The 26,023-nt window shown below is 29.2% G+C and carries 23 protein-coding genes; 9 read left to right on the forward strand and 14 right to left on the reverse strand.

Annotated features, from left to right (window positions below; all coding sequences use genetic code 11):
- The first annotated feature begins 200 nt into the window (after positions 1–200).
- Together Lupro_RS02080 and Lupro_RS02085 are read left to right on the forward strand one after the other, a co-directional pair.
- The gene (locus tag Lupro_RS02080) at positions 201–1,310 is read left to right on the forward strand and encodes a Kelch repeat-containing protein (RefSeq protein WP_068205841.1); all 1,110 of its coding nucleotides are present in this window, start codon (positions 201–203) and stop codon (positions 1,308–1,310) included.
- Positions 1,276–1,752: a hypothetical protein gene (locus tag Lupro_RS02085; RefSeq protein ID WP_068205843.1), complete on the forward strand. Its 477-nt coding sequence runs from the start codon at positions 1,276–1,278 to the stop codon at positions 1,750–1,752. Before Lupro_RS02080 ends, Lupro_RS02085 begins: the two co-directional genes overlap by 35 nt.
- A gap of 56 nt (positions 1,753–1,808) precedes the next feature.
- Here the strand turns inward: Lupro_RS02085 and Lupro_RS02090 are convergent, their stop codons facing one another.
- From Lupro_RS02090 to Lupro_RS02110, 5 genes are all read right to left on the reverse strand, one after another.
- Positions 1,809–2,249 (reverse strand): cold-shock protein, encoded by a 441-nt coding sequence (locus Lupro_RS02090; RefSeq protein WP_068205845.1) that lies wholly within the window; start codon positions 2,247–2,249, stop codon positions 1,809–1,811.
- A 251-nt stretch (positions 2,250–2,500) separates the two neighbouring features.
- A complete protein-coding gene (locus tag Lupro_RS02095; protein ID WP_068205847.1) occupies positions 2,501–3,346 on the reverse strand; it encodes a 5-oxoprolinase subunit C family protein in 846 nt (281 codons plus the stop codon).
- Positions 3,340–4,065: a 5-oxoprolinase subunit PxpB gene (pxpB, locus tag Lupro_RS02100; RefSeq protein ID WP_068205850.1), complete on the reverse strand. Its 726-nt coding sequence runs from the start codon at positions 4,063–4,065 to the stop codon at positions 3,340–3,342. Before pxpB ends, Lupro_RS02095 begins: the two co-directional genes overlap by 7 nt.
- Complete coding sequence (pxpA, locus tag Lupro_RS02105) at positions 4,062–4,790, reverse strand: 5-oxoprolinase subunit PxpA (RefSeq protein ID WP_068205851.1); 729 nt, start codon at positions 4,788–4,790, stop codon at positions 4,062–4,064. Before pxpA ends, pxpB begins: the two co-directional genes overlap by 4 nt.
- A 1-nt stretch (position 4,791) precedes the next feature.
- Positions 4,792–5,994, reverse strand: a complete 1,203-nt coding sequence (locus Lupro_RS02110) for an Nramp family divalent metal transporter (protein ID WP_068205855.1) — start codon at positions 5,992–5,994, stop codon at positions 4,792–4,794.
- Between the two features lie 85 nt (positions 5,995–6,079).
- Here Lupro_RS02110 and Lupro_RS02115 point away from each other — a divergent pair, with 85 nt between their 5' ends.
- Positions 6,080–6,763: an SIR2 family NAD-dependent protein deacylase gene (locus Lupro_RS02115; RefSeq protein WP_068205857.1), complete on the forward strand. Its 684-nt coding sequence runs from the start codon at positions 6,080–6,082 to the stop codon at positions 6,761–6,763.
- Here Lupro_RS02115 and Lupro_RS02120 read toward each other — a convergent pair.
- The 7 genes from Lupro_RS02120 to priA form a co-directional block, all read right to left on the reverse strand.
- Positions 6,735–7,214, reverse strand: a complete 480-nt coding sequence (locus Lupro_RS02120; RefSeq protein ID WP_068205859.1) for a DUF6495 family protein — start codon at positions 7,212–7,214, stop codon at positions 6,735–6,737. The genes Lupro_RS02115 and Lupro_RS02120 overlap by 29 nt on opposite strands.
- 61 nt (positions 7,215–7,275) lie before the next feature.
- Positions 7,276–10,416, reverse strand: a complete 3,141-nt coding sequence (locus tag Lupro_RS02125; protein ID WP_068205861.1) for a TonB-dependent receptor — start codon at positions 10,414–10,416, stop codon at positions 7,276–7,278.
- A gap of 132 nt (positions 10,417–10,548) precedes the next feature.
- Positions 10,549–12,660, reverse strand: a complete 2,112-nt coding sequence (locus Lupro_RS02130; RefSeq protein ID WP_068205863.1) for a M3 family metallopeptidase — start codon at positions 12,658–12,660, stop codon at positions 10,549–10,551.
- 123 nt (positions 12,661–12,783) lie between these two features.
- The gene (gene rplI, locus Lupro_RS02135) at positions 12,784–13,236 is read right to left on the reverse strand and encodes a 50S ribosomal protein L9 (RefSeq protein WP_068205865.1); all 453 of its coding nucleotides are present in this window, start codon (positions 13,234–13,236) and stop codon (positions 12,784–12,786) included.
- 12 nt (positions 13,237–13,248) lie between these two features.
- A complete protein-coding gene (gene rpsR / locus Lupro_RS02140) occupies positions 13,249–13,542 on the reverse strand; it encodes a 30S ribosomal protein S18 (RefSeq protein WP_068205867.1) in 294 nt (97 codons plus the stop codon).
- Positions 13,543–13,547: 5 nt separating this feature from the next.
- Entirely contained in the window at positions 13,548–13,889 is a 342-nt protein-coding gene (gene rpsF, locus Lupro_RS02145; protein ID WP_068205869.1) for a 30S ribosomal protein S6, read from the reverse strand.
- Between the two features lie 83 nt (positions 13,890–13,972).
- Positions 13,973–16,417, reverse strand: coding sequence for a replication restart helicase PriA (priA, locus tag Lupro_RS02150; protein ID WP_068205871.1), 2,445 nt, complete (start codon positions 16,415–16,417; stop codon positions 13,973–13,975).
- 129 nt (positions 16,418–16,546) lie between these two features.
- Between priA and Lupro_RS02155 the strand changes: the two genes are divergently transcribed.
- On the forward strand, positions 16,547–17,572 hold the full coding sequence (locus tag Lupro_RS02155; RefSeq protein ID WP_068205872.1) for a cytochrome-c peroxidase: 1,026 nt from the start codon (positions 16,547–16,549) through the stop codon (positions 17,570–17,572).
- Between the two features lie 133 nt (positions 17,573–17,705).
- The gene (locus Lupro_RS02160; RefSeq protein ID WP_082703842.1) at positions 17,706–18,809 is read left to right on the forward strand and encodes a hypothetical protein; all 1,104 of its coding nucleotides are present in this window, start codon (positions 17,706–17,708) and stop codon (positions 18,807–18,809) included.
- Between the two features lie 347 nt (positions 18,810–19,156).
- Here Lupro_RS02160 and Lupro_RS02165 read toward each other — a convergent pair whose 3' ends face one another.
- Positions 19,157–20,338 (reverse strand): THUMP domain-containing class I SAM-dependent RNA methyltransferase, encoded by a 1,182-nt coding sequence (locus tag Lupro_RS02165; RefSeq protein WP_068205874.1) that lies wholly within the window; start codon positions 20,336–20,338, stop codon positions 19,157–19,159.
- 133 nt (positions 20,339–20,471) lie between these two features.
- Between Lupro_RS02165 and Lupro_RS02170 the strand changes: the two genes are divergently transcribed.
- Complete coding sequence (locus Lupro_RS02170) at positions 20,472–21,200, forward strand: SAM-dependent methyltransferase (RefSeq protein WP_068211365.1); 729 nt, start codon at positions 20,472–20,474, stop codon at positions 21,198–21,200.
- The gene (locus tag Lupro_RS02175; protein WP_068205875.1) at positions 21,197–21,868 is read left to right on the forward strand and encodes a ZIP family metal transporter; all 672 of its coding nucleotides are present in this window, start codon (positions 21,197–21,199) and stop codon (positions 21,866–21,868) included. Before Lupro_RS02170 ends, Lupro_RS02175 begins: the two co-directional genes overlap by 4 nt.
- Before the next feature lie 7 nt (positions 21,869–21,875).
- Here the strand turns inward: Lupro_RS02175 and recQ are convergent, their stop codons facing one another.
- The gene (gene recQ, locus Lupro_RS02180; RefSeq protein ID WP_179945747.1) at positions 21,876–24,074 is read right to left on the reverse strand and encodes a DNA helicase RecQ; all 2,199 of its coding nucleotides are present in this window, start codon (positions 24,072–24,074) and stop codon (positions 21,876–21,878) included.
- Positions 24,075–24,232: 158 nt separating this feature from the next.
- Here recQ and Lupro_RS02185 point away from each other — a divergent pair, with 158 nt between their 5' ends.
- Entirely contained in the window at positions 24,233–25,198 is a 966-nt protein-coding gene (locus Lupro_RS02185; protein ID WP_068205876.1) for a KpsF/GutQ family sugar-phosphate isomerase, read from the forward strand.
- 2 nt (positions 25,199–25,200) lie between these two features.
- On the forward strand, positions 25,201–26,022 hold the full coding sequence (tatC, locus tag Lupro_RS02190) for a twin-arginine translocase subunit TatC (RefSeq protein WP_068205877.1): 822 nt from the start codon (positions 25,201–25,203) through the stop codon (positions 26,020–26,022).
- Position 26,023: the final 1 nt, after the last annotated feature.

The raw sequence follows: 26,023 nt of genomic DNA on the forward strand, positions 1-26,023 counted from the left end.
TGAGCAAATATATAATTATATTCTTATTTAAGCAAACGCTTAAATAGTTTTGTGAAACTTTAACATAAAAAGAATTAATATGCTCAACATAAAAGTTATTGTTATTTAGACTTCTGAAAAAAGTACTATTATTAAATTATTGCCAGCTTCACCCTTCTCCTAATCATTTTTAATGATTAAATTTGACAAACAAGAAATAGATGAGATTAACAGTTTATAAAATTTACTTTCTGCTTTTTTTTATTTTGTTGTTAGGTTGTTCAAAAAAACCATTAACAAAATTATCACTTTCAGTCCACCAAGTAGCTACAGCACCAGAACCGGTGACTAATAATGCTGTGAGCGCAGCTTTTATTAAAGGTATACCTTATATTTTTAGTTTTGGAGGATTAGATAGTACAAAATTATATTCGGGTATTAACCAACGTAATTATAGGTATAATGTTAAAAATAATACTTGGTTACAATTACCAAATTTACCAGATACCCTTGGTAAAATTGCTTCAGCAGCAACTTTAATAAAAGATACTATTTACATCATGGGCGGTTATCATGTATTTAAAGATGGCACTGAAGTTTCATCAAATAAAGTACATCGTTATGCTATTAAAAGTAATCGTTTTTTAACAGACGGAACTCCAATTCCAATTCCTATTGATGATCACGTACAAACTGTTTGGAGAGATAGCCTTATTTATATAATTACTGGATGGAGTCAAAAAGAAAACATACCCAATGTTCAAATTTACAATCCATTTAAAAATAGTTGGCAAGTAGGTACTTCTGTACCAAATAATTATAAATTTAAAGTTTTTGGTGCAAATGGTATTATTAGTAAGGATACTATTTATTACTTTGGTGGCGCTGCAATGGGTGAATTTTTCCCAATCCAATTACGTTTAAGAAAAGGGGTTATTAATCCAAAACAACCTACAAATATTATTTGGTCAAGTATTGAATTAGATAGTACATTTAGTAGCTACAGAATGGCTGCAACTATTGTTAAAAATAGTCCTCATTTTATTGGAGGTAGTACTTCATCCTATAATTATAATGGGATAGCTTATGATAAGAATAAAATTTCAATACCAAACAATGCCGATTTTTATTATATAAATGGGAAACTAAAAAAAGCATATAACAAATTATTACCAATGGATTTAAGAGGGATTGCATCAATAAATGATACTGTTCAATATATTTATGGAGGCATGAAAGAAAATAATAAAGTTTCTAATAGCATCTTAAAATTAGCTTGGTATAAAAATTTTATCAATGAAAGTAGCAACAATAAAAGAGTTAAAAATTGAATTAAGCAATCATTCTCATAATGAAATTATAGAATTGTGCTTGAGATTATCAAAATTTAAGAAGGAAAATAAAGAGTTGTTAACCTATCTTTTATTTGAATCTTCAAATGAAAGTGATTATATAAAAACGATTAAAGTTGAAATTGATGAACAATTTGAACTCATAAATACGAAGACCTATTATTTTATAAAAAAAAGTATTCGTAAAATTTTACGCACTATAAAAAAATACATCAGATATTCTAAAAAGAAAGAAACAGAGGTTGAACTACTACTCTATTTTTGTAAAAAATTGATAAATTTCAAACCGTCAATACAACAGAATACGGTTCTTAAAAATATTTATGTACGGGAGATGAAATCGATTGAAAAAAAGATACTTTTTTTACACGAAGATTTACAATATGACTATGGTATAGAGCTACAAAAGTTAATTATTTAAGAAATTATCACTTATTAACCCAAGTAATTAAATAGTAGTTTTTTTTAAAATTAAATTTATATTTTTTTAACCCTTACTGCGTTCATGCCTTTTAAGCCTCTTTCTAACTCAAAGGTAACTTTATCATTTTCTTTAATTTCATCAATTAATCCACTAACGTGCACAAAATATTTTTCTTGAGATTTACTATCAATGATAAAACCAAATCCTTTAGAAGTATCAAAGAAGGATACTTTACCTACTTTATCTTCTTCTGGTTCTTCTATTCTATCTTCTTTTTTAGGGATACCAATTTCAATGGTTGAAGCATCAACTTTTATTTTCCTGGTTGGATCTGGCGGAGTATCAGTCAATTGCCCATATTCATCTACATAAACAAACTCGCTATCTTGCCCTTTTGATTTACGCTCTTCTTTTTTTAGCAGTTTATCTTTTCTTTTTTTTAAACGTTTTTTTTCTCTTTCTTTTTTACCAAATGTTTCTTGTGATCCAGCCATTAATTATATGTTATATTTTTATTGTTACAAACTATTATTTCCTAAACAGTTAAGGTTGTCATTTTAAAACGAGACAGTTAAATTGAAAAAGATAATATATTATTTTATCTAAAGTCGTTAGAATGACCAGTTTTAGTGCTTCATATATTTTATTAAAATACCATTAAAACTTTTGCAAATATAGTGTTTCAAATTCAAAATTCATAAAACAATTTATGTAATTTATTTTTTTATTATGCGAACTAATCATATTAAATTAGTAAAAAATTAAAGATATCGCCTTCTTTTTTTTGTGCTAAAATGGCAATTGACTTTTCTGTTAACTGTAGTACTCGTGGATAACCGCCCGTTGTTTGGGCATCTTTCATTAGTACAATTAACTGACCTGAAGGTGTTAATTGGACAGTTCCAGGTAAAACAGGGCTTGTAAGAATTGATTTATGATGTTTAACAACTATTTCTTTCATCCTATAGCCCATTCTATCAAATAAATTTGAAACAGTATGTTTATTTGAGAGTATTTTTTGTTGCTCTTCTAATGTAAATAAATTAAAATCTGGGCCTTTATAAACTTCTATTACTTTAGTTTCGAAAAATAAAGTTGAACTTTTAATTACTGAATTAGAACTATTTTCAGAATACATATAGCTATTATATAATACGATATCATTTTTATTTAAAGATTTTTTTGAAGTAATTCCTTCATAAAAAGATCTACTATTTAAAACCTTTGCAGTTTTAAAGCCTCCTTTTACAGCCAAATAGCATCGTAATCCTTTTTTAAGCTCTCCAAATGAAAGAATATCACCCTTTTTAATTGAATATTTTTTATAATTAGCAATGGTTATATTGTTAAGCTTTACAGACATTTCAGCTCCTGTTATTGAAAGAATTGTAGGAACTGTAAAAGCTAGTTTTGGCCCAAGCATTGTAATTTCTAATACTGCATCATTTTTCTTATTATTCAATAATGCATTTGCAAAATTTGCTGAAATAATATCCATTGTTCCACTGGTAGGAACACCAATGTTTCTATATCCAAACCTCCCAATATCTTGAATAGAAGTATGTAAACCCGCCTGAAGAATTTTTAGCATAAATCTATTTTTTTTAATGTTACTTCCTTTTTAGATTTTAGCTGTTCAAATTCTTCTTTTGAAATTGAATTGAATTTAACGTTATCACCGGGTATTATTAAACAAGGTTTACTATTTTTTATATTAAAAATTGAAATAGGAGTTTTTCCAATAATATGCCAACCTCCAGGCGAAATTTTAGGATATACACCTGTTTGGTTCCCTCCAATAGCAACAGCACCTTTTGGGACTTTTAAACGAGGTGTATCTCTTCTTTTAAGATGTAATTTTTTTGATAAGCCACCCAAGTATAAAAACCCTGGCAAAAATCCAATACCATATACTGTGTAATAAGTGCTACAGTGTGTTGAAATGACCTCTTCAACACTTATTTTTTTTTGCAAAGCTAAATAAGGTAAATCTATACCAAACTCAATATCATAACAAACAGGTATTTCCCAAGTAGTTTTTTTTAAATTAATATTTTCTACTAGTTTTTTATTATAGATAAATTGTAATTCTTTCTTTAAATCAAAATAATTTATGTTATCTGATTTGTATATCACTAGTAATGAGCTATATATAAAATTAACTTCAAGAATGTGTTTAATGTTTCTTTTTTTTATTTTAAAATTAAAATTACGAATATCATCTAAAATATCAATCGAAATTTGTTGAGGCCATTCAATTAAAATAGCTGATTCTCCAAAAGGTTTATATGTTAATTTAAATGTACTCACAATAAACTTTCACCTACTTTTTTTAGAGATAAATATTTTACAATTTCTACAGCATTTTTAGTGTCTGAATGCACACAAAAAGTAGCAGCTTTTATTTCTTTTTTACTTCCTGTAATTGTGGTTACTTTTTCTTCAGTCAACATTTCTAAAACATGATTAAAAATAGCCTGTTTACTTGTAATTAACGCTTCTTTATTTTTTCTTGAAACCAAACTTAAATCATCATTGTAATTCCTATCGGCAAAAGCTTCATAAATAACAGCAAATCCGTATTTTAAGGCATTTTTTGAGATTACTGAATTATATGGAACATATAACTTAACACTGTTTTTATAAGGTAAAATACTCTCTAAAAATTGAGATGCTAATTCTTCGTTTTTTGCTACATCATTATACAATGCTCCATGTGGTTTTATATGATGTAATGTTGCTCCTTTTTCCTCAATAATTTGAAGGAGGTTATTTATTTGTTTTTGAATTGATTTTTTGAATTTATTTTTTTCAATAACCATTGTCTTTCTACCAAAATTTGCCCTATCAGGATAAGAAGGATGAGCTCCAATTTTGACATGATATTTCATCGCCAATTCTACAACTAAACTCATTGTTTTATTATTTCCTGCATGACCTTTACAAGCTATATTGCACGATTGTATGTAAGGCATTAATAAATCTTCATTATTAATACCTTCACCTACATCACAATTAATCTCTAGCTGTTTCATTTTACAATAATTCAAAAACCTTTAGAACACTTTTAAATCCTAAAATTATGGTAATTAGGATTATAATTCCAGAAATAATATTTTGAAAAATACCATTTTTATAAGTTCCTAAAACAGTTGTTTTGTTAACAATCCACAATAAAAATAAAGCTATAATTGGCAGTAAAATACCATTGGCCACTTGTGCGAATTTTATAATTTCAATAGGGTTAATTTTTAAAGATGAAAATACAACTCCTAACACTAAAATTATAAGCCATACAATTCTAAATTTAAGGTTTTTTAAACCTACATCCCATCCAAAACAGCTTTTAGCTACATAGGCAGCTGCTAATGGTGCTGTAATAGCTGATGTAATACCAGCAGCAAACAATCCTATACCTAAAAAATATTTTGCGAAATTTCCATATAAAGGTTCTAAACCTTTTGCTAAATCTATCCCGTTTTTTATTTCTACTCCTTTCATAGCTGATGCTGCCACAATAATTGACATAGATACAAATCCTCCAAAAACAATAGCTATAAAAGTGTCTTTCCTAGAATATTTCAAATCATTTTTATTTTTCCATTTTTCTTTTACTAAAGAAGCATGTAAAAATAAATTATACGGAACAACAGTAGTTCCTATTAGCCCTATAATGGTTAACGTACTACCATTAGGAAATGAAGGAATAAACATCCCTTTTAACATTAAACTAATATTTGGCTTGGTTATAATTGCTGTTAGTAGAAACGATATACTCATAATTATCACTAAAAAAACTAGACTGCGCTCTAATACTTTGTAATTTCCAATATATAATAACCCAAAAGCAATAACACCAATAATTATAGGGTATAAATAATATAGATTATTGCCAAACAAAGCTGAAATACCCAAAGATGCACCACTTATATTGCCGGCTTCATAAGCCGCATTTCCAACTACAATGGCTGATAAAATTAAAATAATGGTAATTTTAGTAAGTATAGGTGATTTAATTTGCTCTTTTATAACTGAGACTAACCCTTTTTGGGTAATGATACCAATTCTTGCAGACATTTCTTGTAATACAACTGTTGCCACAATAGATAAAGTCATTGCCCAAAGTAATGAATACCCATATTTAACACCTGCAAGTGTGCAAAGAGTTACTGTACCTGGACCAATAAATGCTGCCGCAACTAACACTCCAGGCCCTGTGTTTTTAAACCATTTTATCATTTTATTAAATTTATCAATAAAAACTTTAATCTCAAAAATACCTAAAAACTTTAATATAAATTTTACTTTTGGATAAATTATTAATATGAAAAAAATAGTGGTTCTTACAGGTGCTGGTATTAGTGCTGAAAGTGGTATTAAAACTTTTAGGGATGCTAACGGACTATGGGAAGGTTATGATATTATGGAAGTAGCTTCTCCTATTGGATGGGCAAGAAACAAAGATTTAGTATTAGATTTTTACAATAAGCGTAGATCTCAGTTACTCAACGTTAAACCAAATCAAGGACATAAAGCATTAGTATTACTGGAGAAGAAATACAATGTTACAATTATAACTCAAAATGTAGATGATTTACACGAACGTGCTGGAAGCTCAACTGTTTTACACTTACATGGAGAACTTTTGAAGGTAAGAAGTGAAATAAACCAATCTCTTGTTTATGATTGGAGAAAAGAACTAAAAATAGTAGATGTTTGTGAAGAAGGAAATCAACTAAGACCACACATTGTTTGGTTTGGAGAAGCTGTTCCAATGCTTGATAAAGCTATAGAAATAATAAAGGAAGCTAATATTTTAATAATAATAGGAACATCAATGCAAGTATACCCTGCTGCTAGTTTAATTAATTATACAAAAGATAATATTCCAATGTATTTTATTGATCCAAAACCTACAATTGAACGTCAAAGTTTTTCAAATTTAAAGATAATTGCAGAAAAAGCATCTGTTGGTGTAATTAAAGTGGTAAATGAATTAACTGACTAACGGTAGCAAACAATTTACCATTTGAAATTTGACTTCCTTTTTCAATCAAATCAAAGATTTCTAAATTTCTTGCTTTTGAATATTTTTTTACAGCTTTAAAGTACTCAATACTATCATCTAAAGGGTTTTGTAAAAACCATTTAAAATCAGTTGCGTTTAAAAAATTTTTATCTTTATTTTTAAGTTTAATATAAATTCGTATCATTTCTTTAGCATTACATTTGAATAAATTAATTCCATCATCAGAGATATGTTCTAAGTAGTTTGTTTTTGTTAGTACATCTTCCCAAACCAAATCACTAAATATATTTAATTCCTCTTCAACCATTAAAGGTTTTTCTTTTTTAATGGTACTCCATTCATCAATATCAATTTGCTGAGAAGCTAAAAATTTTGCGAATTCGTTGTGTAATTCTAAAAATTGTTCTTTTGTTAACTGTCGATATTTCATAATTCAGAAAATAAAAAAAACCGCCCAATTTTGGGCGGTTCAAATATAATAATTTTAAAATTTAGAAAATGTAACGCAATCCAAATTGCATTTGCCATCTAGATAATAAAGTAGCATTATACACAAAAGTATCCTGTAAATTAGGGTTAAATGTATATGTTGGTGTTCCTGTGTTATCAACAGTAACCCCAATTGGTTGTACAGCATTCGGTTGTTGTACCAATCCCCAATTTGAATTTAATAAATTTCCAACATTTAAGATATCAATACTAAATTGAATTGCATTTTTATCTCCAACTTTAAGCTCTTGAATAAATTTCATATCTAATTTCCCTCTCCAAGGTGCTAAAGCTCCATAACGTTCAGCATAGCTTCCTCTTCTTCCACTTAAATAATCATCTTGTTGAATAAATTGCTCAAATGCAGCTGCTTGTCCAGCACCTGAAAATTGCATTTGGTTTATTTCATCTGAAGTAGGAACATAAATTAAATCATTTAAATTAGATCCATCATTATTTATATCACCACTATAAGTGTAAGAAAATCTTCCACCTCTAGCTAGTTCATAAAATGAAGAAATGGAGGTTTCCCATTTATCATCAACTCCGTATTGCCAAGTTTTAGATGTTACCATAATAAATCTATGTGTATCACCGTATTTAGAAAATGCTAATACATCATTATTTACATTTCCTAAAGCTGGATTAAAAGCAAATGCATCTCCAGTAATTTCAGCTTCAATTGAGTTTACATCTTTAGAGTTTAAGTAATTATACGCTGCCATAATATACAATCCATTTTCAAAAGTTTGTTGTGCTTTAATAGTTCCATTAAAGGTTCTTCCTTTGTTAGAATTTGTAAAAACGTAAGCGTTGGTTGGGGCTCCCCAAGGTAATAATGTTTTATCTGCAATTGTATAAATAGGTCTATTATCAACACCTGCTAAAGATCCAGATGGTGTTTTTAAGCCCCAGTTTTGTACGTGTGCTCCATTAATATCTTTGGTATAAGCTAAATCGGTTGAAATTATCAATCCACTTTCAAATTTATAATCCAATCCTAAACTACTTCTCCAAACCTGAGGAAATTTAAAATCTGGATCAACAACTTGATAGAAATAAAAATTAGGATTTCCAATTTGGTTTCCTAGCCATACAAAAGGAAAACGTCCTGTAAATAAACCTGTACCTCCTCTTAATTGAACCGTTTTATCTCCTTTTACATCCCAGTTAAACCCTACTCTTGGTGAAATTAAGAATTGATTATTAGGCATTTTTGTTGAGTCAAAGAAAGCAGGGTCACCTGTATCGGGATCAGTGTATTCAAGAAATGGGAAATACGCACTTCCATCATCAATAACATCCTGTGCTTTTCTACTTGAATCAAAAAATAAAGGCTTATCAAAACGAACACCATAAGACAATCTGAAATCTTCACTAATATTCCATTCATCTTGTGCATAAAAAGCCATTTGACCAACGTTTGTTTCAGCTAAAGCCCAAGAGTTATTAGCATTATTGGTATCAAAAACATTTTGAGCATTTGCCATAGCATCAGCTAACAATCCATTTGCAATTCCTGCACGGAAAGCATCCATATCAGCAAAGTCTCCAAAAAATGCACCTACATAACCTCTTGAATCTCCAAATCCATAAACTCCTAAATTAAAAGAATTATCAAATTGAAACTTCTCGAATGAAAAGCCTAATGTATAATTATGATCTCCTTTACTTATGTTTAAATTATTTGTTAACTGAAATACTTTTTGGTCTAATTTATTATTAATTGAAAAAGGCTCATGCCCAGCAACTATATAATTCCCTCCACTTCCATCTTGTATTCTAAAAGCTGGCATTGGAGAAGATTTAGGTACTCTAAAGTCATCAAAATGAGTATATCCAACTTGAAATTTATTAGTTACATTATCAGCTAAAGTAGAATTTAATTCTACTAAAAACGATTGGATATTATTATTAATTTGGTATCCTGAATTTTCAAATTGTAAAATTTGTGAGCTAGGGCCTCTAAAACCTAAAGCTGTTGGATGTGCTGTTAAATCTCTCGATGCATTTAAAAAATTATAAATAAATGCCAAACGATTATTTTCATTGATATTCCAATCTAGTTTTAAAAGACCTTTTGTGCTATTTGAAGCATGTGTAAACCCTTCATAAGCACCAGTATCATATCCTATGCCTGCTAAAGCAGCTTGGACTTCTTGTAAGTCTGATTCTAATACTCTCGATTCATTGATAGCTCCAGAACCCGTATTAGGTAACCAAGATTGTCCTAAATCTGTTCTTTCATCTTTTTCAAAATTAACAAAAACAAATAATTTATCTTTTACAATTGGCGCTCCAACACTAAAACCATATTGTGTTTGCTCTAATTTTGGAACAAATATACTTTCTCCTTTAATTTTACTTCCTGTTAGGTCTTGATTTCTAAAAAAACCATATACCGTTCCAGATACGGTGTTAGTACCACTTTTAGTTACGGCATTAACCGAAGCACCTGTAAAACCTGATAATGTAACATCATAAGGAGCTGTTGAAACAGAGATTTGTTCAATTGCATCTAGTGATACTGGCTGAGCACCTGTTTGACCTCCTGGTGTGGCAGCATCCAATCCAAACGGATTGTTAAAAATTGAGCCATCTAAGGTAAAGTTATTAAATTGATCATTTCTTCCTCCAAATGAGCCATTAGAAGCAGAAGGATCTAAACGTGTAAAATCAGATGCAGATCTAGAAATTGTTGGTAATTTTGTAAGTTCTCTTCTCCCTACACTTGTTTCTGCTCCAGTTCTACTATTATTGAATGTTGAACTTTTTCCTCCAGTAATTACAACTTCTTGTAATTGTTCACTTTCAGGAACCATTTGTACACTTAAATCAAATGCAGTCCCTAAATCTAAATATACATCTGTATATTCTATTGTTTTAAAGCCAATATAGCTAATTGTTATTGTATAAGGCCCTCCAACACGTAAATTTGGTAGTGAATACCTTCCACTCTCAAGTGTCATAGTACCTGCAACTGTTCCCGTGGGGATGTGTTTAGCAATAACATTTGCACCGTACAGTCCTGTTGAAGTGTCATCGGTTACTACTCCTTGAATTTTTGAAGTTGTAACTTGTGAAAAACCTACAACAACAGAAAATACAGTAATTAGTAAAGAAAATAATAATTGTTTTTTCATATGAATTAATGTTAAGTTTAGAATAATTAATTGTTTTCAAATATAAAGAAAAAAGATTACTCAGTTCATGAGTTTTACTTACTTTATTAACGATAAGGTGTTAATTACTTTTACAGAAAAATAAATACTTCCTTAATTTAAACCTCTAGCCTTAATCATAGGTTCAATTTTAGGCGATGATCCCCTAAAATCTTTATACATTTTTTCTAATTCTAATGTATTTCCTTTTGAAAGAATCATATCCCTAAATCGTTGTCCGTTTTCTCTAGTTAGCCCACCATTTTCAGTAAAATAATCATACGCATCATGACTTAATACCTCTGTCCATAAATAAGAATAATACCCCGCAGAATATCCTCCACTAAAAATATGAGCAAAATAGGTAGAACGATATCTTGTAGGAACTTCTTTTAGTAGCAAATGAACCGACTCTAAAGCATCATTTTCAAATTTATTAACATCGGTAATTTTTGTATTTGCAGTAATAGTATGCCAAAGCATATCTAAATTAGAAGCAGCTAATACTTCTGTTATACTATAACCTTGATTAAAAGTACTTGCATTTTTTATTTTATCAATTAATTTATTAGGTATTTTATTTCCGTTTTTATAATTCAAGGCATAATTTTTTAAAATTTCAGGATATAATGCCCAGTTCTCATTAAATTGAGAGGGGAACTCAACAAAGTCTCTTGCCACAGATGTACCAGATAAACTAGGATAATGTTGATTTGCGAAAAAGCCGTGTAAAGCATGTCCAAATTCGTGAAACATTGTTTCAACTTCATCAAAATTCAATAAAGTTGGTTCTCCTTCAGCAGGTTTAGCAATATTCATAACATTATAAATAACTGGTTTTTTGTTGTACAATGTAGATTGTGTAACAAAATTATCCATCCAAGCTCCACCGCTTTTAGAAGGTCTTGCATAATAATCTGCATAAAATAATCCTAGCGTACTACCATCTTCATTAAATAATTCATACGTAATAACATCTTTTTGATATGTTGGAATATCAGTACGTTTTTTGAAAGTAATTCCATACAATTTTTTAGCAGCATAAAAAACACCTTTTTCTAAAACGGTATGTAACTCAAAATATGGTTTAATTTCATTTTCATCTAAATCATATTTCTCTTTTCTTACCTTTTCAGCATAAAAATTCCAATCCCAAGGTTCTAATTTGAACGTTTCTCCTTGTTTTTCTATCATTTTTTGAATTATAGCAGCTTCTTTTCGTGCTTTTGAAGTTGCTGCAGGAACCAATTTTGCAAATAAATCTAATACTGCTTGAGGCTTTTTTGCCATTGTATTTTGCAATTGCCAAGAAGCAAAATTGTTAAACCCCAATAGTGTTGCTTTTTGAGCACGTAACTCAACCATTTTTTTTACCAATTCTTTTGTACTATACTTCCTTCCATTGGTTCTATTCCACCCTGCTTCAAATAATTGTTTTCTAACATCTCTATTTTTTAAATATTGTAACTGGGATTGTTGCGTTGTATTTGTAATAGTTAACAGCCAAGTATTTTCTTTCGTTTTATCTTTAATGTTGGCAATTTGAGTTTCTGAAAATCCATCCAATTTACGTATATCATGAATTTCAATAGTTGCAGCTTTATTTGCTTCTAATAACGTTTGATTAAATGTTGTGCTAAGTGAGGCTAATTGCTCATTAATATCTCTAAGTTTTATTTTATTGTCTTCTGTTAAATTGGCTCCAGCAATCGTGAATTTTTTATAATAATATTCTACTAATTTTAAAGATTCCGAATCTAATTTTAATTTATTACGTTTAGCATAAATATATTTAACTTTTGAAAATAAGGAGTCATTTAAGTATATTTCATCAAAATGTTTTGCCAACAATGGAGCAGTTTCAGATTGCACTTTTTTTAGTAAATCATTAGTATTTGCTGCTGTTAAAGCATTAAATACATTATTAACTCTATCTAACATCTCTTTACTTTTTTCTAGAGCAAGAATTGTATTTTTAAAAGTTGCTTCCTCATTATTTTTTACAATTGAATTTACAGCATCTGTTTGTTGTCTTAAGGCTTCAATATATGCAGGCTTAAAATGCTCATTTTTTATTTCAGTAAAATTAGGAACAGAATATGGTAAAGTACTTTCTTTTAAAAATGGATTGTTCGTTAGGTTATTTTCCATTGGAGTATTTTCTTTCTTTTGATTACATGATAAAATGGTAATCAGCAATATTAACAATAGGGTGATTTTTTTCATGATTGAAATTTTAAATGTATCTGGTAAATTTAGGAATGCTTCGGGGAATTAACAGCTATATTTATTACACAAAAAAAAAGCTCACTTTTTAAAGTGAGCTTTATAAATTTAAATTATCTAATTTTAGTTTGCTTCTGCAATAATTTCAATTGGTATTTCTACAATTACAGCTCTGTGCAACCTAATTATAGTGTTGTATTTACCAAGTCTTTTAATGTTTCCACCTTCAACTTTAATAAATTTTTTGTCAACATCTTGTCCTGCTGTTGCCAAAGCTTCTGCTACATTACTATTATTTATTGATCCAAATAACTTAGAGCCATCACCTGTTTTTGCAGTAATCTTAATTTCCAAAACTTTAATAGCTTCAGCAATTTTAGTTGCATCTTTTATTAGTTTTTCTTCTTTAAAGGCGCGTTGCTTTAATGTTTCTGCAAGTACTTTTTTCGCTGAAGTTGTTGCCAATACAGCAAATCCATGAGGTATTAAATAGTTACGACCATAACCGTTTTTCACAGTTACAACATCATCTTTAAAACCTAAGTTTTCAACGTCTTGTTTTAATATAATTTCCATAATTCCTACCTCTTATTTTAGCATATCTGCAACATAAGGCATTAAAGCCAAATGACGCGCTCTTTTAATAGCGACAGATACTTTACGTTGATATTTTAATGAAGTTCCTGTTAAACGACGAGGTAAAATTTTACCTTGTTCATTAACTAAATACAATAAGAATTTAGCATCTTTATAATCAATATACTTGATACCATTCTTTTTGAAACGACAGTATTTTTTTACTTGTTTAGTGTCAATATCTAATGGAGTTAGGTAACGAACATCACCTTGTTTTCCTGCTTTTGATTGTTGTTCTATAGACATAACTCTTATTTTTTGAATGCTTTATTTCTTTCTCTTCTTTTTTCAGCCCAAGCAATAGCATGTTTATCTAACTTTACAGTTAAATAACGCATAACGCTATCATCTCTCCTAAATTCAAGTTCAAATGGAGTAATTGCTTCTCCATCAACTTTGTATTCAAATAAGTGATAAAAACCACTTTTTTTATTTTGGATTGTATAGGCTAATTTTTTCAGCCCCCAATCTTCCTTTGATATCATTTCGGCACCTTTGGAAACAAGATAGTCCTCGAACTTCTGTACTGTTTCCTTTATCTGAGTATCAGATAAAACGGGATTCAAAATGAAAACAGTTTCGTAATGATTCATAATTAATATTTAAGTTTTACTTTTAAGCGTGCAAATATACAATATAAATCTTACTCAACAAGTGTAAATTAAGGAAAATATTGTTAATAATTGTCTACATCAATATTAAACCGGATAGACCGAAATTCTTTGATCGCCTGAAATGTATTTTTTACACGTAATATGTTTTTTTTAGTGACAATTAAAGAATGTTTTTGAGGAATTTTCACAATTAATGTTCTAATATAATAATTTCTTATTCTAGAGATAGATGGTATTGAAGGGCCTAAAACATTTTCTTTAAAAATAGCCGTTAACGATTTACCTAGCCAGTTTGCAGCTTCATCTACCCTATTAAAATCTTTGTGTCGTAATGTTATTTTTATCAATCTAAAAAATGGAGGATAATGATATTGCCAACGCTCATCTAATTGTTCTTTATACATTTCTTCATAAGAATTAGTAGAAACTTGTTGTAATATTTGATGAAATGGGTTGAAGGTTTGTATGGCTACTTTTCCCCTTTTTTTAACTCGTCCTGCTCTACCTGAAACTTGTACCATTAATTGATAACTTCTCTCATGAGCTCTAAAATCAGGGAAATTCAGCATATTGTCAGCATTTAAGATACCTACTAAGGATACGTTTGCAAAATCTAACCCCTTAGAAAGCATTTGTGTACCAACCAAAACATCAATTTCTTGAGCTTGAAATTTACCTAATATTTTTTGATATCCATATTTTCCACGCGTTGTATCTAAATCCATTCTTCCAATTTTAGCAGTTGGAAATAGTTCTTCTAGCTCTATCTCAATTTGCTCGGTACCAAAACCTTTGGTGTTTAATTTTTCACTTCCGCAAGCGCTACAATTGTGCAGCATAGATTGGCGATAGCCACAATAATGGCAACGCAATTCTTTTTTATAGCTATGAAATGTTAAACTCACATCACATTGTGGACATTGAGGCGAAACACCGCAAGTATCACACTCTACAATAGGCGCATAACCTCTCCTATTTTGAAATAAAATAACTTGTTCTTTATTTTCGATAGCTTCTGTAATCATCTCTATTAAACGATCAGAGAAATGACCTTTCATCCTTTTCTTTCGATGCTTCTCTTTAATATTTACCAGTTCAATTTCAGGTAATAATACATTTCCAAAGCGTCTATTTAATTCAACAAACCCATATTTACCCTGTTGTGCATTGTAGTAACTTTCAATAGAAGGTGTTGCAGAGCCAAGAAGTACTTTTGCGCTATGCATTTTTGCTAAAACTATTGAAGCATCTCTAGCATGGTATCTTGGAGCAGGGTCATATTGCTTAAAAGACGGTTCATGCTCTTCATCAACAATAATCAATTCTAAACTAGAAAAAGGTAAAAACAATGAAGAACGAGCCCCCAAAATTAGCTGGGCTTTTTGTTTGTTAGCTATAACATTATTCCAAACTTCAACACGTTCATTCATGGAGTATTTAGAGTGGAAAACCGATAAATATTCTCCAAAATAATATTGTAACCTTTCTATTAGTTGCGTGGTTAAAGCAATCTCAGGCAGCAAGTATAATACCTGCTTGTTGTTTTTAAGTAAAGCTTTAATTAACTTAACATAAATTTCTGTTTTTCCACTACTTGTAATCCCTTTTAATAAAACTGTTTGTTTGGTTTTAAAATTTTCTTTAATGGTAGTATATGCAATTTGTTGATGCTCCGTTAATTCTTTTATTTCTGAAGAATTCCCTGTGAAATTAATCCTGTCTGTCTGAATAAAATAATACTCAAAAACACCCTTATCAATCAGTGATTTTATAACTGCTGTTGAACAATTTGATTTTTTTTGAAGTTGGGAAACTTCAATTGGTTTTTTAGTTGCCTTCAGTTGAAAATAAGTTAAAACAACATCGCGTTGTTTTTTTGCTCTACTCAAACTTTCTAATAAATCATTTAACTTACTATCTGTACTCCACTCCTCTTTTAAATGAATGTATTTTATTAGTTTTGGTTTGTATTGTTCATAAATTTGCTCTTTTACCGTAATTACATTTTTTTCAATTAAACGTTTAATAATAGGAAATATAGATTTTTTACCTAAAATCTCAATTATTTGTTGAATAGAGAGTCGAGACTGGTGTTGTAAAGCTTCAAAAATTAGAAATTCATCACTAGAAAGTATTTCTTCATTTGAAAAGCTTTGAACCAATTTAATTTCTGTTTCACTTTCAAGTAAAAATGCAGAAGGCATTGCAGCTCTGTAAACTTCTCCTAAAGAACACATGTAATAATTGGCAATCCATTCCCAATGTTTCAATTGAAATTCATTTACTATTGGAGTTTCATCTAAAATTTGATGAATATCTTTAGCTTCATAGCCAATTGGTGGTTCATTATGAATTTTGTATACCAAAGCTGTGTATACTTTTGATTTGCCAAATTCTACAGCAACACGCATTCCTTTACTTAAAAAAGTAGCTTCTGCCTCAGTTATTTTATAGGTAAATAACTTTTGAAGTGGTATTGGTAAAATAACATTTATAAAATAGTTCAAAGCGTCTAAAAATTATTAAAAAGTAAAAGTATTCAAATCAAATCAAAATTATATAAAAATGGTAATTAATGTTACGTATGATGTCTTCAATTTAAAATAATTTTGTTTTTAATTTAAATCAATACACTTATGAGAAAATTTTTATTACTAACTATACTAATAACAAGCGTTTTTAGTTGCACAACTAACAAAAAAGAAAAACAACCTAAGGTTGAAGATAATTCGGCATATGTTGCGTTACAAAAAACAGCTTCATCAATGTTTGGAGTATTGCCAACTTCAGCAAAAAGTAAGGATAACCCATTAACCAAAAAAAAAGTAGCTTTGGGAAAAAAGCTTTTTTTAGATAAAAGATTGTCTAAAGATAATACTCAGAGTTGCAATACTTGTCATAATTTAAAAACTTATGGTGTTGACAATTTAAGTACTTCACCCGGTAATAATGGAGGTTTTGGCACAAGAAACTCACCTACAGTTTTTAATGCAGCGCTTCATGTAGCACAGTTTTGGGATGGTAGAGAACCTGATGTTGAAGCACAAGCAGGTGGTCCAATTTTAAATCCAGTTGAAATGGCTATGCCTAGTGAAAAAGTTGTTGTGAAACGACTTTCAAAGATTGACGAATACAACAAGTTATTTGCCAAAGTATTTCCTAATGATAAAGAGCCTATTACCTATAAAAATATTGAGAAAGCAATTGGAGCATTTGAGAGAACACTAATAACGCCTTCACGATTTGATGAATTTATTAAAGGTGATTTATCGGCTCTTACAACTGAAGAAAAAGAAGGTTTACAATTATTTATAGATAAAGGTTGTGTTGCTTGCCATTCCGGCAATGCAATTGGCGGGAAAATTTTTCAAAAATTTGGAATTTATGATGACTATTGGAAATATACTAAAAGTAAAAAAATTGATAATGGTAAATTTGATGTTACAAAAAATGAAAATGATAAGTATATCTTCAAATCTCCCTCATTAAGAAATATAGAAAAAACATATCCATATTTTCATGATGGTAGTATTAAAGATTTAAAAGAAGCAGTTTCAATAATGGCTAAAATACAATTGAATAAAGATTTTTCAGAAAAAGAATTAAATGCTTTGGTACAGTTTTTAAATTCATTAACAGCAAAAATACCTGAAACCATATAAGCTTAGCATAAAAAATAGATATGATTATAGATGCCCAATATTTTGGGCATTTGTTTTTGGCATACTGTTTGTATTTAAAAGTAATGTGAGTCACTCACAACAAAATGAAGTATGAACCTTTAAACTATTTATTATGAGAAACAAGATATTAATATTCGTAACGTTTGTATTTGTTAGTTTAGGTGCTTTTGCAACTACAAATACATTAAAACACAATCTTTATAATAATAGTTATGGAGATTCATTCACTTTTGTTGAACGAGGTGTTACATTTTCAGTTTTTCAAAATGGAGAATTTGATTTTTACATTAATCCAAGAAATGATTTTCAAATAGGTTATCGCAATAGAAATGTGAACATTAGTTTTAATTCAGGCTACAATTATGATGCCTATGTGCAATATGATGCTTATGGTGCTATTATTCAAGTAGAAGACATTCCTATTTATTATGATTATTACGGTAGAGTTCATCGCATTGGAAACATAAACCTTAGTTACCAATATGGAAGGTTAGCCAGATTAGGTGGAATGTTTGTTCATTATGATAATTATGGATATTACTCTTACTATACTGGATATATAAATAATTACAATCGTACTTATTCATATCACCCGTATCACAATTACTTTTCAAGACCTCTTTTTGAATTTAGAGTTGTAAGTTACAAACCTTATAGAAGCCATTACAACCCAAATAGGTATAGATATTATAGAGATCACTCAAGAAATACATATTCTAGAAAAAACTATAAACGAAATGGTTATAATACTAGAAAACGTATAGCTACTAATAGAATTCCCAAGCGAAAAAATAACAGCTATAATAACAACACTCGAAGAAATAACACCAGAAGCTATACTTCTTCTAACAGAACAATTAGAAATACACGTAACAGTAATTTTAATAGCGGTATTAAAAGAAATACAGCTGTTACAAAAACAACTAGAAATACACGTGCTATTACTAATAGAGCAAGAAATATAAAAAGATCAACTCGAAATTCAGAAAGAGTTGTACAACAAAACCGTAAACCTGTTAGAGTTCAAGAAAGAAAAAGTACAGTTACGAAAAATAAAAGAGCTGTAATTTTTCAAAATAAATACAGAAAGAATAGTGTAAAAAGTAAACCTATTAGAACTCTAGAAAGAACTAAAACTATAACAAATAAAAACAGAAACCCTATGCGTAAAGAAAGAAGTAACAGGGTTGAAAACACAAGAAAAAGAAGAAGTTAATATATTGAATGAGTTAGTTTTAATAAAAAGAGGCTGTCTAAAAAGTGTCATTCTGAATGTAAATGAAGAATCTCCTTGAAATTAAACACTTACATATCAAGATGTTGAGATTTTTCACTTTGTTCAAAATGACAAGTATAATTGCTTTTCAGACAGCCTCTTTTTGTTAAAAACACCATTTACCCATTGTGTGTTTTTTAAAGAAATATTAACAAAATAAAATATTATTAAACGGAACAGGTTCTTAACCATATCTAAAAAAAAGGGTCAGACTTTAATTAAAACCTAACCCAAGTTATTTTTAACTTACACCTTTTCAGGATAGTGCCTAATAACGTAACTTTTAATTACAAATCTTCTTCCTCTTTTGGTGTTTTCTTTTTTGCTTTTTTACTGCCTGCATACATGTCATACCGTACAAATTTACAATTCAAATCGCCATTTTTAACAGGGATTTTTCTTGAAGTTCTTAAACCAACGTATTTCAAGGCTTCAAAATCTGATGTAATAAACCACACTGTAGAATCTGGATAACCTTGCTTAAGCGTATCTCCTATTTTTTTATAAAACTCTTGAACATCAATATTTAATCGTTCTCCATAAGGAGGATTGAATAAAATAATTGTTTGCCCAAATACTTCCTTCATTGAATTAAAGAAATTTACATGATGTACACCAATAAATTCTTCTAAGTTGGCATTTTCAATATTTTCTTTTGCTTTTCTTATTGCTGAGGGTGCCTTATCAAATCCCATAATTTTAAAATGAGAACTCCGTATTTTTTTCAATAAAGAATCTTGAATTATAAAGAATAAATCTTCATCGTAATCTATCCATTTTTCAAAACCAAATTCTTTTCTATTAATATTTGCAGGAATATTATTTGCAATCATAGCTGCTTCAATTAAAATAGTTCCTGAACCACACATTGGATCAATAAAATTACAATCTCCTGTATAACCCGAAAGCAACACCAAACCAGCAGCTAAAACTTCATTAATTGGTGCAATGTTGGTAGAACTTCTATATCCACGTTTATGCAAAGAATCACCAGAACTATCTAAAGAAACTGAGCAAAAATCTTTTTGTATATGCACATGTATTTTAAGATCAGGGTGTTTAACATCTACATTGGGTCTTTTATGATATTTATTTCTAAAATAATCTGCAATTGCATCTTTAGATTTTAATGAAATATAATGGGAGTTCGTTGTGAAATTATTAGAATTTACTACGGCTCCTATTGAAAAAGTACTATCAACACTCAAGTAGTTCTCCCATTCAATTTTCATTAGTTTTTTATATAAATCATCTTCATCTGCAACTCTAAAACGCTTAATAGGTTTTAGTATCCTAATCGCTGTACGTAAAGCTAAATTTGCCTTATACATAAAACCCTTATCACCTTTGAAAGACACACTTCTAACACCTGCTTCAATATCTTGAGCTCCTAAATTTTTAAGCTCCGTTACCAATAATTCTTCAAACCCAAACATGGTAGTAGCAACCATTCTAAAATCTCGATTCATTTTTTTAATTTTTGCAAATTTACTGAAAGATTTGCTATTAAGTACGTGCTCTAACTTTAAAAGTATAAACTTCTTTAAAACTGATATTATAACTAAAAACAATTTAGTATTTTTGTTAGCAGTCAAAAAAATTATGAATAAAAATAAAGATTGGTTTGAATCGTGGTTTAACACGAGATATTATCATATTCTATATGCTCACAGAGATTATTCTGAAGCTCAGAAATTTATACAGAACATTACAACCGTTTTAAATTTAAAAAAAGATGATATATTGTTAGATTTAGGATGTGGAAAAGGGCGTCATGCAATTTATTTAAACGCATTGGGTTTTCATGTTGTTGGAGCTGATTTATCTAAAAACAGTATTGAATATGCTAAACAATTTGAAAATGAATCGTTAAAATTTATGGAGCACGATATGCGTACCCCACTTACATCTACCTATAATGCCATTTTTAATTTATTTACAAGTTTTGGTTTTTTTGAAGATGACAATGAAGATATAGCGGTACTTCAACATATAAAAAACGGGTTAAAACCTACTGGAAACGCTGTTATAGATTTTATGAATGTAGAGAAAGTTATCTCAAATTTAGTTTCTGAAGAAATCCAAACCATTGAAGGAATTACTTTTGAAATAAAAAGATACATACAAAATGGGTTTATTGTTAAAGAAATTAACTTTAACTCAGAAGGCGACCATCATACGTACTTTGAAAAAGTTAAAATTTTAGACCTCCCAAAAATTAAAAAATATTTAAAGGCTGTTAATTTTGAAATAAAACATATTTTTGGGAATTATCAATTAGAGAAATTTAATCAGAAAAATTCAGATCGTTTAATTTTAGTTTTAGAATGACATACATTGCTCTTATATTATCAGTTTTAGTGGGGCTTGCAATTGTTTTTGGTTTAAAACCAAATAACAAGACTATTCAATTGTTATTAGCTTTTAGTGGAGCTTATTTACTCTCTATCTCCATTCTTCATCTATTACCTGAAGTTTATACAACTAAAGAGGTTAATGTTGGATTATTTATACTTATTGGGTTGCTATTACAGCTCATTTTAGATTTTTTTTCAAAAGGAGCAGAACATGGTCATATTCATGAAAAAAAGAATACCATTTTTCCTTGGGCTTTATTTATAAGTTTAAGTATTCATGCTTTTATGGAAGGTATTCCTTTAGCTCATAATCTTCATCATGAGCGTTTACTATGGGCTATTGTTGTTCATAAAATACCTATATCTATAATACTTGGAACTTTTTTTGTAAATTCAAACATTCCAAAATTTAATGCAATCGCATTTTTGTTACTATTTTCATTGATGTCTCCATTAGGAAGTTTAGCAGGTGAAAATTTTCATTTTTTAACAATTTATAAAACTGAAATCACAGCCATTATTATTGGAATATTTTTACATATTTCAACAATTATACTATTTGAGTCTTCAAAAGATCACACATTTAACCTTTTTAAATTTATTGCTATATTAATTGGAATGTTTGTGGCCTATTTAGTATAATTTTTATTTAATTAGCAACCTGACTTATAAATTTTATACGCATTAAACGCAATTCTTCATCGTCATAATCGCCATCAAACTCATCCATTGCATCTTGAATTTTATCACTTTCGGATTCCATAAAATAGTCGAAAATTTCTTCTTGTTGCTCCTCATCAAGCATTTCATTAATACAATAATCAATATTTAATTTTGTACCACTGTATACAATTCGTTGCATTTCTTCAATTAACTCGTCAAATTTGAGTCCTTTTGACTTGGCAATATCCATCAAAGGAATCTTTCTATCGGTATTTTGAATGATATATAATTTTAATCCAGAGTTTACACCTGTACTTTTAACAACAAAATCATCAGGACGTAAAATATCATTTTCTTTAACATACTTTGAAATTAACTCAACAAAAGGCTTACCAAATTTTTTAGCTTTCCCTTCTCCAACTCCATAAATATTTTTTAATTCATCAATTGTAATAGGGTATTTTAAAGCCATATCATCCAATGAAGGCTCTTGAAATACAGCGTATGGAGGAACACCATTTTTTTTAGCAACTGATTTTTGTAAATTTTTCAATAGTTTTACTAAAACTTCATCTGCAGCTGCTGAGTTACTTTTAGTATTGGTTATAATACTTGAATCGTCATTTTCATCATAAATATGATCTTCAGTCATCATAAAAGATGTAGGATTTTCTATGTATTTCAACCCTTTTTCAGTAATTTTAATTACACCATATTCTTCAATTTCTTTTCTAATAAATCCGGCAACTAGTGCTTGTCTAATTAAAGCCATCCAATATTTGTCGGTTTGATTTTTTCCACAACCAAAAAAAGGTTGATTGTCTGTTTTATGAGACTTTAATAAAGCATTTACTTTCCCAATTAAAGTATTAACTAGTTCTTTTGCTTTATATTTTTGGTTTGTTTTTTTTACTACTTCCAGTAATATTTTTAAATCCTTGTTAGCTTCATGTTTTTTCTTAGGGTTCACAACATTATCATCCATATTGGCACCTAAGCCGTTAACTTCATCAAAATCTTCTCCAAAATAATGTAATAAATATTTTCTACGAGACATAGAGGTTTCTGCATATCCTACAACTTCTTGCAACAGAGCATTTCCTATTTCTTGTTCAGCAATTGGTTTTCCTGATAAAAATTTCTCTAATTTTTCAATATCTTTATAAGCATAATAAGCCAAACAATAGCCTTCACCGCCATCACGGCCTGCTCTACCCGTTTCTTGATAATAACTTTCTAAACTTTTGGGAATATCATGGTGAATTACAAACCGAACATCAGGTTTATCAATTCCCATTCCAAATGCAATTGTTGCTACTACAACATCTACATCTTCCATTAAAAACATATCTTGATGTTTCACTCTTGTTTTGCTATCCAATCCAGCATGATAAGGAACTGCTTTTACACCATTAACTTGCAAAACTTGAGCAATTTCTTCTACTTTTTTTCTGCTAAGGCAATAAATAATACCTGATTTATTAGCATGCTGGCGAATAAACCGAATAATATCACCATTGATATTTTTAGTTTTTGGGCGAACATCATAAAATAAATTAGGACGATTAAAAGATGCTTTAAACGTTTTTGCTTTAGACATTCCAAGTGTTTTCAAAATGTCTTCTTGCACCTTTTCAGTTGCGGTAGCTGTTAACCCAATAATAGGAACGTCATCAATTTTTTCAATAATATTTTTAAGGTTCCTGTATTCTGGTCTAAAGTCATGTCCCCATTCTGAAATACAGTGTGCTTCATCAATTGCAACAAATGAAATAGTTTGTTTTTGTAAAAAATCAATGTATTCCTCTTTTATTAATGATTCTGGAGCTACATACAACAATTTGGTAATTCCTTTTTCTATATCACTTTTAACTTGTGCTACGTCGGTTTTATTTAATGAAGAGTTTAACACGTGAGCTATTCCATATTCCGAGGAGATCCCTCTTATTGCATCAACTTGATTTTTCATTAATGCTATTAATGGTGAAACAACAATAGCTGTACCCTCTTTCATTAAAGCGGGTAGCTGGTAGCAAAGAGATTTTCCACCTCCAGTGGGCATTATAACAAAAGTATCATTTCCTTTTAATATACTTTTTACAACATCTTCTTGTAGTCCTTTAAATTTATCAAATCCAAAGTACTTTTTTAAAGCCTCATGTAAATCTATATCTTTACCGTTCATTCTATTTTTTTAAATTACATATCAAATTTAAAAATCTTTAAATTAAAAAACATAAATTTGATTTTTATTTTTTACTTGTTTATTCAATTTCTAATTAAATAAATTTATTTTTGCTAGTTACTAAGATAAAACATTTTTTTAATTCAAAAACCTAATCTTTGAAAAATAAAAATAGAATACTAGAAAATGCAAAGCTTACAATTTTAGCTGAAAGCGAAGCGATTGCGAATTTAGTTAATTTTTTAAATGATGATTTCAAAAATGCAGTAAACTTTATACATAATTCTAAAGGAAGGGTTATTGTAACAGGTATAGGTAAAAGTGCTCATATTGCTTCTAAAATTGTTGCAACATTTAATTCTACAGGTACACCAGCAATTTTTATGCACGCAGCTGATGCAATACATGGCGATTTGGGAATTATTCAAAAAAATGACGTTGTTATTTGTATTTCTAAAAGTGGAAATACTCCAGAAATTAAAGTTTTAGTACCCTTAATTAAAAATTATGGCAACAAAATTATTGCAATAACAGGCAACACGCAGTCATTTTTGGGAATTAATGCTCATTTTACAATAAGTTCATATGTTAAAAAAGAAGCTTGTCCAAATAATTTAGCTCCAACAACTAGCACTACGGCACAAGTTGTAATAGGAGATGCTTTGGCTGTATGTTTATTAGAGTTAAATAATTTTTCAAGTAATGATTTTGCTAAATATCATCCTGGAGGCGCATTGGGTAAAAAATTATATTTAAGAGTACGCGATTTAATTGAAAAGAATGAAATTCCACAAGTAATTTTAACCACTCCTATTAAAGATGTTATTATTGAAATATCTAAAAAGCGTTTGGGTTGTACAGCTGTTATTGAAAACAATAAAATTGTTGGAATTATAACAGATGGAGATTTAAGACGAATGCTAAAAAACAATTCAGATATTAGTTACTTAATTGCGAAAGATATAATGAGTAAAAAACCAAAGACTATTAAAGTTGATGCTATGGCAATTAAAGCTTTAGAAACTATGGAAAATAATAATATTACTCAAATTTTAGTTGAAAAAGATTCGAATTATGTTGGTGTTGTACATTTGCATGACTTGTTAAAAGAAGGTATATTTTAAGTATGAATAAAAAAATTAAAAAAGAAGGTAAAGACATGTCCTTTTTAGACCATGTTGAAGAATTGAGATGGCATTTGGTACGCTCATCACTTATAATATTGGTTTTTTCTTTTGTTGCCTTTTTTATGAAAGATTTTATATTTAACACCATCATATTTGCACCAAAAAATCCAGATTTTTTTACCTATCAATTTTTCTGTAAAATTTCACAATTTTTTGGCGGTGATGCCTTTTGTTTAACAGAAATGCCCTTTACTTTTCAAAGTTTAGCCATGGCTGAACAATTTAGTGTTCATATTTGGACATCTATTACTGCGGGTTTTATCATCGCTTTTCCTTTTGTAATATGGGAATTTTGGAGATTTATTAGCCCCGGTCTTTATGACAAAGAACGCAAAGGAGCAAAAACATTTATTATAATTTCTTCATTCTTATTTTTTATTGGAATATTATTTGGATATTATGTAGTTACACCTCTTTCAGTAAATTTTCTGGGGAATTATTCTATTAGCGACATTGTTGAACGTAACATTAAAATTGGTTCATATATTTCATTGGTTCGCTCATCTGTATTAGCTTCAGGTTTAATATTTGAATTACCTATAATTATGTATTTTTTAACAAAAATGGGGTTAATAACACCCGATTTCTTGAAAAAATACAGAAAACATGCACTTGTTGTAGTGTTAATTTTGGCGGCTGTTATTACTCCTCCAGATATTATTAGTCAAATTATTGTAGCAATACCAATAATGTTATTATACCAAGTAAGTATATTTATATCAAGGGTTGTAATTAAGCGCGAACTTAAAAATAAAAAATAAA

It is taken from the genome of Lutibacter profundi (assembly GCF_001543325.1).
Classification (GTDB): domain Bacteria; phylum Bacteroidota; class Bacteroidia; order Flavobacteriales; family Flavobacteriaceae; genus Lutibacter; species Lutibacter profundi.